Source organism: Gemmobacter sp. 24YEA27, from assembly GCF_030052995.1.
Classification (GTDB): Bacteria; Pseudomonadota; Alphaproteobacteria; order Rhodobacterales; family Rhodobacteraceae; genus Pseudogemmobacter.
Genome location: NZ_JASJPW010000003.1, coordinates 53017 through 64588 on the forward strand (window position 1 = coordinate 53017; position 11572 = coordinate 64588).

At 60.7% G+C, this 11572-nt stretch carries 13 protein-coding genes and 2 pseudogenes; 3 read left to right on the top strand and 12 right to left on the bottom strand.

The window, feature by feature from the left end; translation table 11 throughout:
* Positions 1 to 193 precede the first annotated feature (193 nt).
* Positions 194 to 1456 carry a 3-oxo-tetronate kinase gene (gene otnK, locus QNO18_RS20265; protein ID WP_283179335.1) on the top strand — a complete coding sequence of 421 codons (1263 nt, stop codon included), beginning with the start codon at positions 194 to 196 and terminating at the stop codon, positions 1454 to 1456.
* Positions 1453 to 2098, top strand: a pseudogene (otnC, locus tag QNO18_RS20270) (3-oxo-tetronate 4-phosphate decarboxylase). Before otnK ends, otnC begins: the two are co-directional and overlap by 4 nt.
* Before the next feature lie 545 nt (positions 2099 to 2643).
* On the opposite strand, the gene QNO18_RS20275 reads toward otnC, so the two are convergent.
* From QNO18_RS20275 to QNO18_RS20325, 12 genes are all read right to left on the bottom strand, one after another.
* Complete coding sequence (locus QNO18_RS20275; protein ID WP_283179336.1) at positions 2644 to 3312, bottom strand: GntR family transcriptional regulator; 669 nt, start codon at positions 3310 to 3312, stop codon at positions 2644 to 2646.
* 148 nt (positions 3313 to 3460) lie between these two features.
* A complete protein-coding gene (locus QNO18_RS20280) occupies positions 3461 to 4219 on the bottom strand; it encodes an amino acid ABC transporter ATP-binding protein (protein WP_283179337.1) in 759 nt (252 codons plus the stop codon).
* Positions 4216 to 4893 carry an amino acid ABC transporter permease gene (locus QNO18_RS20285; protein ID WP_283179338.1) on the bottom strand — a complete coding sequence of 226 codons (678 nt, stop codon included), beginning with the start codon at positions 4891 to 4893 and terminating at the stop codon, positions 4216 to 4218. The genes QNO18_RS20280 and QNO18_RS20285 overlap by 4 nt, the downstream gene beginning before the upstream one ends.
* Before the next feature lie 86 nt (positions 4894 to 4979).
* Positions 4980 to 5858 (bottom strand): transporter substrate-binding domain-containing protein, encoded by an 879-nt coding sequence (locus QNO18_RS20290; RefSeq protein ID WP_283179339.1) that lies wholly within the window; start codon positions 5856 to 5858, stop codon positions 4980 to 4982.
* 143 nt (positions 5859 to 6001) lie between these two features.
* Positions 6002 to 6766 carry an SDR family oxidoreductase gene (locus QNO18_RS20295; RefSeq protein ID WP_283179340.1) on the bottom strand — a complete coding sequence of 255 codons (765 nt, stop codon included), beginning with the start codon at positions 6764 to 6766 and terminating at the stop codon, positions 6002 to 6004.
* Complete coding sequence (locus tag QNO18_RS20300; RefSeq protein ID WP_283179341.1) at positions 6763 to 7623, bottom strand: fumarylacetoacetate hydrolase family protein; 861 nt, start codon at positions 7621 to 7623, stop codon at positions 6763 to 6765. The genes QNO18_RS20295 and QNO18_RS20300 overlap by 4 nt, the downstream gene beginning before the upstream one ends.
* A gap of 54 nt (positions 7624 to 7677) precedes the next feature.
* A complete protein-coding gene (locus QNO18_RS20305) occupies positions 7678 to 8208 on the bottom strand; it encodes an SDR family NAD(P)-dependent oxidoreductase (protein WP_283179342.1) in 531 nt (176 codons plus the stop codon).
* A gap of 44 nt (positions 8209 to 8252) precedes the next feature.
* A complete protein-coding gene (locus QNO18_RS20310; RefSeq protein WP_283179343.1) occupies positions 8253 to 8405 on the bottom strand; it encodes an SDR family NAD(P)-dependent oxidoreductase in 153 nt (50 codons plus the stop codon).
* 16 nt (positions 8406 to 8421) lie between these two features.
* A complete protein-coding gene (locus QNO18_RS25765) occupies positions 8422 to 8814 on the bottom strand; it encodes an enolase C-terminal domain-like protein (RefSeq protein WP_349293909.1) in 393 nt (130 codons plus the stop codon).
* Positions 8781 to 9095, bottom strand: a complete 315-nt coding sequence (locus QNO18_RS25770; RefSeq protein WP_349293910.1) for an enolase C-terminal domain-like protein — start codon at positions 9093 to 9095, stop codon at positions 8781 to 8783. Before QNO18_RS25770 ends, QNO18_RS25765 begins: the two co-directional genes overlap by 34 nt.
* Positions 9037 to 9645 carry a hypothetical protein gene (locus QNO18_RS25775; protein ID WP_349293911.1) on the bottom strand — a complete coding sequence of 203 codons (609 nt, stop codon included), beginning with the start codon at positions 9643 to 9645 and terminating at the stop codon, positions 9037 to 9039. Before QNO18_RS25775 ends, QNO18_RS25770 begins: the two co-directional genes overlap by 59 nt.
* On the bottom strand, positions 9584 to 10738 hold the full coding sequence (locus tag QNO18_RS20325; protein ID WP_283179345.1) for a mandelate racemase/muconate lactonizing enzyme family protein: 1155 nt from the start codon (positions 10736 to 10738) through the stop codon (positions 9584 to 9586). Before QNO18_RS20325 ends, QNO18_RS25775 begins: the two co-directional genes overlap by 62 nt.
* A 647-nt stretch (positions 10739 to 11385) precedes the next feature.
* Here QNO18_RS20325 and QNO18_RS20330 point away from each other — a divergent pair.
* A pseudogene (locus QNO18_RS20330) lies at positions 11386 to 11522 on the top strand (ATP-binding protein); the annotation flags it as partial.
* Positions 11523 to 11572 lie beyond the last annotated feature (50 nt).

The window sequence follows — 11572 nt, forward strand, 5'->3', positions numbered from 1 at the left end:
GGGCTTAACAAATCCGTACCGGGTGAGTCGCGGCCTGCCTTCCGCCTGCCCGGAGAAATGCCGGCTCCGCAGCTTGCTTCCGCGGCGCAACCCGCCCCGCCTGGGATCCGGCACTGACCAACGCCGCGCCTGTCCCCCCCGCAGGTGCCTGTCTCGCCCTCACTCTCAACCCCTCTTCCATCGGAAAGCCCATATGCTTCTTGGCTGTATTGGTGACGACTTCACCGGCTCAGGCGACCTCGCCAATACCCTCGCCCTTCAGGGCATGCGGGTGACGCAATTCTGCGGCGTGCCCGCAGGACCCGCAGATCCCGGTATCGAGGCCGGTGTGGTTGCGCTGAAATCCCGCACCATATCGGCTGATGCGGCGATTGCCCAAAGCCTCGCCGCACTGGACTGGCTGCGCGCGCAGGGCTGCCGGCAATTTCTGTTCAAGTATTGCTCAACCTTTGACTCTACACCCGAGGGCAATATCGGCCCCGTCACCGCCGCGCTGGCCGAGGCACTGGCCGCCCGCAAGGTGGTGGTCTGCCCTGCCTTTCCCGGAGCGGGCCGCACGGTCTACCAGGGGCATCTCTTTGTGAATGACCGGTTGCTGAGCGAAAGCGGGATGGAGAACCACCCCCTCACCCCAATGACTGACCCCGATATTCGCCGCTGGATGGCAGCCCAGACCGTTCTGAAAACCGGCCATATCGGCTTTGCCAGCGTGCGCCAGGGTGCGGCAGAGATCGCCGCTGCGCTGGCGCGCGCGGATGCGGCGGGTGCCAGGCTGATCGTCGTCGATGCGCTCTCGGATCAGGACCTGATCGAGATCGGTACCGCGCTGGACGGGGTTCCGCTGGTTACCGGCGGCTCGGGGGTCGCGATGGGGTTGCCGGGAAATTTCCGCCGCCGGGGGCTGCTGGCAGGCGGGCAGAACGGCTGGCAGGGCGTTAGCGGCAAAAGCGCGGTACTGTCGGGATCATGCTCCAACGCGACGCGCGGCCAGGTGGCGCGACATCAGGCTCAGGGCCTTCCTGTGTTTGAGATCAGCGCCGACGCCGCCGTTGCCGGCGCACTGAATCCCGAAGAAATCGCCGCCTGGGCACTGGCGCAAGACAATCGCCCGCTGATTTACTCATCCGCCGATCCGGCAGTGGTGCGGGCGGCGCAGGAAAAACACAGTCGCGACCGCGCAGCCGGAGCGATCGAAGCGCTGTTTGCGGCCATCGCCCGGGCGTTGGTTGCGGGCGGGATTGGCCGGCTGATCGTCGCGGGCGGCGAGACGTCCGGAGCGGTAGTTGAGGGGCTGGGCCTGCATTCACTGGAAATAGGACCGGAAATCGCACCCGGGGCACCGGCTTTGCGCAGCGGCCTGCCAAATGGCAGCGCGCTTGCCCTCGCGCTCAAATCCGGGAATTTCGGGGGGCCCGATTTCTTTGCCGAAGCCGATACAATCCTGGGCGCGACATGAGCGAGGAAACCCGCCTGCGCGACGACATCTGCCGCTTTGCCCGCTCGATCTTTGAGCGCGGCCTGACCTGCGGCGCCTCGGGGAACATCTCGGCCCGGCTGTCGGATGGGAGATTGCTGGTAACGCCCACCGGCTCCAGCATGGGATCGCTCGAGCCGGGCCGTCTCGCGCTTTTCGACGCCGATGGACGCCAGACAGCTGGCGATGCCCCGACCAAAGAAATGGCCCTGCACGAGGCGTTTTACGACACCAGAAAGGGCGCCGGCGCGGTGGTGCATCTGCATTCAACGCATTCTGTGGCGCTTTCCGTGCTGCCCGACACCGACCCGACAATGTGTTGCCGCCGATCACCGCCTATTCAGTGATGCGACTCGGCAAAGTGAAGCTGCTGCCTTATTTTGCGCCCGGCGATCCGCGATGGGCGATGCGGTGCGCAGCTTGGCCGGGCGTCGCTCGGCGGTGCTGCTTGCACATCATGGGCCGGTGGTGGCCGGGAAGGATCTCGACGCCGCCGTGAATGCGATTGAGGAACTGGAAGAGACCGCGAAGCTGGTCCTGCTGACCCATGGCCGCCAGCCGCGCCTGCTGACCGAGGCGCAGATCACTGATCTCGTGCGCCGTTTCGGGCTCGAACTCGACTGAGGACAACCTTCGGGAGTTTCCTGTTGGTCTGTGTTTCTGCGCCGGTCCATGCGCTTTCAGGCCGCTCGCCCCAGGCATTCTGTGGCTTTGAGGATCTCTTGTGGGCCTTGGCGGTGGGACAGTCCTCCCGCCCTCATTACCCGTTCTTGCGGATGGGTGTGTTTGCCGCCGCGCCGCACCTGAGGATCGCAGTGCGTCAGCGAGGCGTGTCGCAAGCCCCTTTGGCGTAGTTACGACAGCGAGGTCCGGCCCCACAGCGCGATCGCTTACAACCCGCCGATCTACATGCACATTCCCGGTGGCACAGCCAGCCCGCCCCCCGCGAGCAGAGCCGCGAAGCTCCAGGCGCAGCGGTCCAGACTCTCATCCGGATAAAGCTGCTTGAGGACTTGGGCGTGTTGCCCTGCGTATTCTGGAAGCTCGAGTAACTGCCAGATAATCTGAAAAGTGGTGTTCCTCTGATACGCCCGGCTAAGCCGATGGCCCCCACCAGAACCACTTGGTCTCGTCGGTGACCCTGAAACCGCGCTTGTGCCGCAGAACCTCTAGTCCCGGTCATGCGCCGGGGTGTAATGCTCCCTCAGAAGGCCATCGATATCCTCTAGTTCGCCATTGGCGATGAAATCTGCAAAGTGACGGTGGAGCGCAACTTCGCTGGTACGATCTGCGACACGCGCCCAATCACGCAGAAAGACAATCAGGCAATGCTGGGCCAGGCCCTCCCAGATCTTTGCCGCCAGCTCGTTGCCTGAATGCCTAAGAATGGCACGGTGGAAAGCAAGGTCTGTCTTCCCAAGCAGCAAAGTATCGTCAGACCCCGCCAGGTCACGCATCATGGAAATATGCTCTTCCAGTTCCTCCAAAAGTTCAGAGCGGTCGAAATTCTCAGACATGACGCGCCGCAATACCACCCGTTCGATCGAATGGCGGACTTCATAAAGATCATCAATGAACGCTTCGGAGTAATCGGCAACCTTAAGGCCTCGCTGGTCGCTCTCGACCAATACGCCCCGCAGATGAAGCTTCTGCAACGCTTCACGCGCGGGCATCCGGCTGACATTCAGCGTGGCTGCCAGCTCCGCTTCGGTGATCCGGTCGCCTGGGCTTTTCTCTCCAAGCGCAATGGCCAGAACGATGCGTTCCTCGACCTCGTCTGCGGTGGTTCGGGGCCGGGGAATGGCCGAAAGCGCGCTTGGTCGCGCTGAGGCTGTCACCTGGGCATCTCGCGGTCGAATTCTGGTCTCCAAACCGGGAACCCCTCATTGAGTATATCTAGGTTACACGTACTGAACTCTTGGGCCATTTATGCGGCGGCAGCACCAAAATGAAAAGCGCAGCCTGAAAAACCGCAAAACCCTGCTTCTATTCGCGTTGTGTCACACGCAGGAAAGCCTTCGTCCGCTCCATTTTTGGGGTGTCGAAAAACTCCTGCGGTGGGGATTCTTCCACGATTAGCCCCTGGTCCATGAAGATCACCCGATCGGCGACCTGGCGGGCAAAACCCATTTCATGGGTGACCACCAGCATCGTCATGCCCTCGGCCGCAAGCGCCTTCATAACCTCCAGCACCTCGCCCACAAGTTCGGGATCAAGTGCGGAGGTCGGCTCATCAAAGAGCATCGCCTTGGGCTCCATCGCCAGGGCCCTCGCAATGGCAACCCTTTGTTTCTGGCCACCCGACAGTTCCTCGGGCCAGGCATCGATCTTGGCACCGAGGCCCACCCGCTCCAGCAGATCTCTCGCCTTCGCCTCCGCCAGCGCCCGCGGCAACTTGCGGACCCGCATGGGAGCTTCGGTGACATTCGCCAGCGCATCCATATGCGGGAACAGGTTGAAATCCTGGAACACCATACCGAATTCGCGCCGGGTTTCATCAATCTCGGCTCTTGAGCGCGAGATCATCCGTCCATTCCTGAAGTCACGGTAGGCCAGTTTTCCATCAAGGGTGATCTGGCCTGCCTCCGGCTGCTCCAGATAGTTCACGCAGCGCAGCAGCGTGGACTTGCCCGATCCTGACGGACCGATGATGCAAACCACATCCCCCTTCGCAACATTCAGAGAGACCCCGTTCAAAACCTTGAGCTGGCCGTAGGATTTCTCAATCCCTTCAAGCCTGATCATACCCGGCCTCCCTTTGCGCGGCGCTTTTTCTTGCCAGCATAACCCCTGGAAATGCGGGCTTCGAGTTTTCGAACAAAGATTGCAGCCGGATAGCCGACGCTGAAATACATAATCATGCAGACAGTATAGATGGTGAAATACTGGTAGGTACGCGCCGCGATGATCTGGCCCGAAAACAACAACTCCTGAACCGTCACCACCGAGGCCAGCGCGGTATCTTTAAATAGCGATATGAAATAGTTGCCCAAGGCCGGTGTTACGGTGCGGATGGCCTGCGGCAGAATGATCCGGACGAAACCCTGCTGCCGTGACATGCCAAGAGCGGCATAGGCCTGAAACTGGCCCTTTGGCACCGACAGGATGCCTGCGCGATAGACCTCGCTGAGATAGGCCGTGTAGTGCAGCGTCAGCGCAACCATGGCGGCCGTAAGCCCATTAAGCCGTATGCCCACACCGGGCAGCACAAAATAGAGATAGACCAGCTGCAGCACCAGCGGCGTGCCGCGCAGCACTTCGACATAGACCCCTGAAATGAAGCGGATCAGGAAGTTCTCGGACATCCGGCCGAGTGCGACAGGTATGGCAAGTGTCAGGCTCAGGGTAATCACAACCAGCGTCATGCCAATCGTGACGGCGAAGCCTTTCAGCAGGGTCGGATAATATTCCGCCACCACTGAAAAATTCAGAAGATCCATCGGGCCACCTCAGTGAACCGGGGCGCGACACACGCAAACGCCTGTGCGCGCCCCGTAATTTAGGGTTAGTTGGAGACCGGGAAGTAGAAGAGATTACGGTCAGTCAGACCATAATTCCTCAGCACGCGCGACACTTGCCCATTGCCGCGCACTTCGGCCAAGGCCATCGACATCGCGCTGCGCAGCATGCAATCTTCCATGCGGATGCCGTAGCGCGCATACCCATAGCCGTATTGGAAGATCAGCTCATCCGGGATTTCCACCCCGGCGACCATCTCAATCGACTCGTCTTTGTTTTCGGCGATATAAGTCGCCACCTTGATGTCGTCTTCCAGGATCACGTCGACGCGGCCTTGCGACAGGCTCATGAATTGGTCAGCGTCAGTCTGGAACGGGACCACTTCAACGCCCAGAGAGCGCAGGTACTCGTCAGCCGCCGAACCCGCGATGGCACCCACGCTATGGTTCTTCAGATCCTCAAAGGAGTGAATCGCCTTGGGATTGCCCTTGCCGACGGTGATTGCAGGCCCGTACCACCAGCCCGGGCCGGTGAAGCTGAGAACCTTAAGACGATCGGGCGTGACGTGGATATTGGCCGCAACCATGTCGATGCGTTCGGAAATCAGCGACGGCGTCAAAGAAGGGAACGGTGCGACCTCGTAAGTGATCTTGTCGATGCCAAGCCAGCCGAGTGCTGCCTCGACGATTTCGACGTCGATGCCCGAAGCCTTGCCGGTCGCAGGATCAAGCGAGGTATAGGGCGGGCTGGGGCTGATCCCAAGTGTGATACCATTGGTCTGCGCATCCGACAGCGAGGTGTCGCCGGCGCAGGCCTCAAAGCCCGGGGTGAATTCAAAGCGGGCTGCTGCATCCTGCGCCAGCACGGGGGCCGCCAAGGTCAGCGTCGCTGCAAGGGAGAACCCTAGCCTGATTGCCGTGGTCATGGATCATACTTTCCTGTTGGTTTCGTTTATTTTGAATTGGACAGAGAATACGGTCGGGCCGTACCTGGGATTATGGCGGCGTCACTCCTCCTTTCTCATTCATGATCATGGTGAAGGCATCGTAGTCATCCCGGGCCAGGGCCTCAGATGGTGATGCCTCCATCGACATTGATGGCCTGACCGGTGATGAAGGCCCCTTCATCCGAGGCCAGAAAGGCACAGATCCCCGCGATCTCTTCGGGCGTGCCAAGACGGCCCAGGGGCTGACGATCGACAAAGGATTTCAGCGCGGCCTCACGAGAGGCCATCTGTTGGCCCAACGCTGTGATCCGCTCTTCCAAAGACGGCGAATGAACCGTTCCGGGGCAGACCGAATTGGCGCGAATCCGGTGCCCGACATAATCCGCAGCAATGGATTTGGTCAGGGCGATGACACCGCCTTTGGCAGCACCGTAAGCCGCCCGACGAGGGAAGCCCTTGATCGAGGAGACCACCGAACCGATGGTGATGATCGATCCCCCGGCCTGTTTCATCCTGGGGACTGCCGCGCCAAGGACGTGAAAGGCACTGTTCAGGGTTATCGAGATGGACCGATGCCATTCCTCAGCTTCGCATTCTTCGATGCTGCCCTGATGCACATAGCCCACCGCGTGAACCAGAATATCGACCTGTTCAAAGCCCGCGAAATAGTCAGCCACAGCATTCGCGTCGGTCGCATCCAGTTTGCTGCGTTCGCCAGCCGTGAAACCCGCCAATGCCGCCTCGTTCAGATCCGAGGCAAAAACCCGCGCGCCTTCTGCCGCCAGCCGCTCGGCGACTGCGCGGCCGATGCCCTGCCCCGCCGCCGTTACAACCGCCACTTTGCCGGCCAGACGGTCCGTCGGGACAAGGTTCAACGCGCCGGTCATTTCGCGCCCCTTTGTGAGATCGGGGTCACAATCTGCCGCTGCACACCCAGTCCCTTGATACCCACCTCCATCACATCGCCGGGTTTCAGCCAGCGCGGCTCTTTCATGCCCAGGGCCACGCCCGGAGGGGTGCCGGTACAGATCAGATCGCCGGGCATCAGCTCGCAGAAATCACTCATGTAGGAGATGATCGTGGCCGGATCGAAGATCATCTTCGCGGTCGTGCCGGTTTGCATCCGTTGACCATTTACGTTGAGCCAAAGATCCAGCGCCGCGATGTCGCCCAGTTCATCAGCCGAGGCGACAAATGGACCGGTCGGGCAGAAGTGCGGATAGCTTTTGCCCTTGATCCACTGCCCACCGCGTTCGATCTGCCACGCCCGCTCGGACACGTCATTGACAATCGTATAGCCCAGAACATGCGAAAGCGCGTCTTTGCGGGCGATGTTCAGGCCCCCCTTGCCGATGACGATGCCCAGCTCCACTTCCCAGTCGAGCTTGGTCATGGATTCGGACCAATAGACCGGGTCATTCGCGCCGCAATAGGTTGTCGAACCTTTGCTGAACAGGATTGGCTCACTCGGGACCGGCATGCCAGATTCAGCGGCGTGATCAGAATAGTTTAACCCAATGCACCAGATGTTCGGCGGCTGTGCGATGGGCGGCAAAAGCCGCGCAGTGGCGCTATCAACGACAGGCAGGCTATCCACTGCGACAGTAGAGAGAACCGATGCCAGCTCAGACGCATTCTCCGCGGTAAAATCCGTCACGATGCCCGAGACATCGCGCGCAGCCCCCGCACCGTCCAGCAGGCAGGGGATCATGCGACCGGATTGTTCTAAGCGTTGCAGTTTCATAGGCGGTATTCCTCAGAAGCTCTTTTCAGCGCGCCTCACGGCGCGAGGCCAGGATCAGTAGGTAGCGCGACCGCCGGACAGGTCGAAAACCGCGCCGGTGGTGAAAGAGTTCTCTTCCGAAACCAGCCAGGCCACCATCCCGGCCACTTCATCGACCTCGAGAAAGCGCGCTCGCGGGATTTTCGAGAGCATGTAGTCAATGTGCTCCTGGCTCATCTGATCGAAGATCGGTGTGCGGGCTGCGGCGGGGGTGATGCAGTTCACCGCAATATTCTTGCCGGCCAGTTCTTTGCCCAGCGATTTGGTCAGAGCGATAGCCCCGGCCTTCGACGCAGAATAGGCCGAGGCATTGGGATTGCCCTCTTTGCCCGCAATGGAGGCGATGTTCACGATCCGCCCGTAATTGCGCGCCTCCATTCCGGGCACGATGGCCTTGTTCACATTGAAGGTGCCGATCAGGTTGATCTCAACCACACGGCGCCAGTCAGCGTCGGGATAGTCGGTCAAACGGTGGTTCGGACCCGCTATGCCTGCAGAATTGACCAGAATATCGACATGGCCCAACGCGGCTTCGGTCTGTGTCATTGCGGCAGCGACTGAAGCCGCATCTGCCACATCGGCCCTGATCGCTACGGCCCTCCGACAGAAGCCGTATCGGCATTCAGATCCCAGACCGCAACCCTCGCGCCCGAGGCGGCAAGCCGCTTTGCGACCGCCAGGCCAATCCCCTGCGAGCCACCGGTGACGACTGCCGTTTTTCCGTTCAGATCAATGTTGTTCATTCCGTGCAGTCCTCTCTCAGGCCGAAAAGATCGTCTTGCCACCCACCCGGATCTCAACCGGAACGCGGTAGCGCTCGAGTGCCGAAACGTCGATTTCAACCCCGAGGCCTGGCCCCTCGGGCAGATGGATCAATCCCTCAGCATCCGGGGCGATTTTGGTCAAGGTCAGGTCGCGCGCCACGTCGCGCAGCTCGGTGGGGAATTCGCAGATCCGGTGATCTTCCAGCCCTGCGAAAGGTTGCAACGAGGCTGAAAGCGCAAGGTTTGATGTGAAGGTGTGGTTCACATAGGTCACGCCCCGGGCAGCGGCGTAATCCGCCACTGCTTTGGCCGGGCCAAGGCCGCCAATCCGACCGCAGTCAATCTGGATGAAGTTCACCCCGCCGAATTCGATAAGATGTTCAGCCATTTCACGGTTATGCGCGGCTTCACCCCCGCGATCCCCACCCCGGTGCCCCGGGCCTTTTCAGCCAGACCCCGATAGGCGACCAGGGAGGCACCGCCAAAGGGCTCTTCGAAGAAGGTCACTCTGTTACGGGACAGGGCCTCTAGCCGGACCGCCGCTCTTTCAACGTCATCGCCAAAGATCTGGCCGGCATCGATCAGCAGAACACCTTCCTCTCCCAGTCCCTCACGGGCCGCGTCGGCCTGGGCAAGATCCCCGCGAGTGAATCGCCAAAGGGAGCCCAACCGAACTTCGCAGCCCGGAACCCCTTGGCCCTGATTGCACGGGCACGTTCAAAGGTTTCCTCCGGGGTCGTGCCGAAAAGTGTCGAGGCATAGGGAAGCTTTGGATAGGCTCTTTCATAGCCAGCAGTTTCCAGGCCGGCTCCCCGCGCGCCTTGCCCAAAAGGTCCCAAAGCGCCATCTCGATACCGGACCAGGTATGCGCGGCCTGAAGCAAATCCATTGACCTGTAAGCCACCTGCGACGCTATCTCTGCGATGTCGGAGGGCTTTTCCAAAATCTGCCCCAGCACCGAGGCCGATACCGGCTGGCAGGCGCCGTGGGACATCGGGGTCACAAAGGCCGCGATTGACACCAGGGGCGAGGCTTCGCATTCCCCCAGCCGGTCAATCCACCGGCTTGCACCCGAACAACCAGGGCGTCCTGACTGCCATCCGCGGCCGTGGTGACCTCTGGCATGGCAATATAAAAGAAATCTACCGCTTCGATCTTCATGCTGCCCCTGCCAGAAGTTTTGCCGCCTCGGCATCAGCTGAAAGCTCGGCCACCGCATCCGGCAGCAGGCGCAGACCCAAGCCGGGCGCGTCCGGGATCTCAAGCAGGCCCTCGTCATCCAGCGCCCAGGGTTTCTCTACAATATCATCGATATAGGGAGATCCGCCGATGAACTCGACCATATCGGTATCGGGGAAGGCAGCCGCAAGTTGCAGATCGGCAGCAAGGCCCACCGCCGTGTTCCAGCCATGGCCGATATATTGAATGCCGAAATCATTCGCCATCCTCGCAATGCGCAGCTGTTCGGTGATACCGCCGACTTTGGTCACATCCGGTTGCACGATATCCAGCGCCCGTGCCTCGAACCACGGCAGATAGGATTGCCGCCGGGTGAGACATTCGCCGCCGGCAATCGGGACCGGGCTTTGCAGGCGCAGCTGACGAAAATCATCCAGAGCATCAGGATGCAGCGCCTCTTCGAACCAGGTCACGTCGTAATCTCTGAGCATTTGTGCTGTGTTCAGCGCCCATTTCAGACCGTTCGGCCAATAGGCATCGCTGGCCCCTGCATCCACCATCAGCCGGCAGTCATCCCCGGCCCCTTCACGGGCGGCGCGTATGATGGCCTCATCCAGCTTGCGGTCATTCCGACGCCCGAACGGCCCCCAACCGATCTTGATCGCCCGGAAGCCCTGCGCGCGGTAATAAGCGGTCCGCTCGCGCATCAGATCCGGCTCTTCCATCAGGATCGAAGCATAAGCCATCACGCGGTTGCGATAGCTGCCGCCGAAAAGCCGGGCCAGCGGTTGGCCACAGCTCTTGCCGAACAGATCCCAAAGCGCGATGTCGATGCCCGAGATCACATGCGTCAGCGTGCCGCCGCGCCCCATCCAGAACGTGTTCTGATGCAGTTTCTCGCTGACGCGCATCGGCTCCAGGGCCGACTCGCCGATCAGCAATGCGCGCAACACATCCAGTCCGGCCCTGACCAGGCGCGCGTCAGTAAAGACCGAGCCGATCCCTGCCTGTCCGTCATCGGTCTGCACAAGGATCAGCGCATGGATCGAGTCTTCCGGCCTGATCTCATTCGACCAGCCGCCTTTCGGGGATTTTCCAAAAAGGCCAATGGCCTCCACTCGCGAAATTCTCATATGCGCCTCGGCATGAATTAGGGGGTTTCAGACCCGCAGATCTGAGCCCGCTGTCAGTACGGGCCGTGGTGAACGAACCGGTCGGGAATCTCTCGATGGCCGGTCGCCACGGGGACCGCGCTTTACATACAAGACACGGTATACCGTATGTCAAGCTAATTTCTGCTCCGGAGGCTGGCCACGATCCTCAAATGTCACGTCGCTCTTTGCGGCGGTCAGGGAAACCTTCCGTCGGACTGCAATCTGTGTTGCGGCATGCAATCTTGACCCCTTACACGGGGGCCTCGGCGCCCAATTTTGACCCCCTGATGTTTTGTCAGACCGATCGCCGGAGGGTCAGCGGGATGAGGGGGAGATGAGGCGGGCGATTACGAGCGCGCAGTCCGGCGTGCCCTCTATGTTCATGGGTGGGCGGTAAAGAGGATCTTTCGGGACCTGCACATGTCGCGGAACATGCTGCGAAAACCCTGCGGTCGGACGAGACGGATTTCAGTTATGAGCGCAGCGATGACCATGTGCGACATCCCGGTATTCAGAAGCCGGCTGCGGTTCCTGGAGAAGACGGCCGGCCCCCGGTCAAAGTCGTCAGACCCGTGGCCCAGGGACCATCGAACCATCGAAACCGCAGATTGCAGTGCATTTACGCCACCAACTTTGCCTTTGGCGAATGGCCGGCGGTGTCAGCGATGCCGGGATGACCACTGCGCTTCTCGACCGTCTTACTCATCACTGTAAGATCATCGAAACAGGCAACGAGTCCTGGCGCTTCAAAAACCGCGCCTGACCCCGACCATCGCCAGTCACATGCCAAACAGCTCCGAAAATCTCGCCTGA

Bases quoted from the DNA above. Each gene is read 5' to 3' on its own strand.
- otnK (WP_283179335.1), top strand. From the start codon at position 194: ATGCTTCTTGGCTGTATTGGTGACGACTTCACCGGCTCAGGCGACCTC.
- QNO18_RS20280 (WP_283179337.1), bottom strand. From the start codon at position 4,219: ATGATCAGGCTTGAAGGGATTGAGAAATCCTACGGCCAGCTCAAGGTT.
- QNO18_RS20290 (WP_283179339.1), bottom strand. From the start codon at position 5,858: ATGACCACGGCAATCAGGCTAGGGTTCTCCCTTGCAGCGACGCTGACC.
- QNO18_RS20295 (WP_283179340.1), bottom strand. From the start codon at position 6,766: ATGACCGGCGCGTTGAACCTTGTCCCGACGGACCGTCTGGCCGGCAAA.
- QNO18_RS20300 (WP_283179341.1), bottom strand. From the start codon at position 7,623: ATGAAACTGCAACGCTTAGAACAATCCGGTCGCATGATCCCCTGCCTG.
- QNO18_RS20305 (WP_283179342.1), bottom strand. From the start codon at position 8,208: ATGACACAGACCGAAGCCGCGTTGGGCCATGTCGATATTCTGGTCAAT.
- QNO18_RS20310 (WP_283179343.1), bottom strand. From the start codon at position 8,405: ATGAACAACATTGATCTGAACGGAAAAACGGCAGTCGTCACCGGTGGC.
- QNO18_RS25765 (WP_349293909.1), bottom strand. From the start codon at position 8,814: ATGGCTGAACATCTTATCGAATTCGGCGGGGTGAACTTCATCCAGATT.
- QNO18_RS25775 (WP_349293911.1), bottom strand. From the start codon at position 9,645: ATGCGGTGGCCGAGCTTTCAGCTGATGCCGAGGCGGCAAAACTTCTGG.
- QNO18_RS20325 (WP_283179345.1), bottom strand. From the start codon at position 10,738: ATGAGAATTTCGCGAGTGGAGGCCATTGGCCTTTTTGGAAAATCCCCG.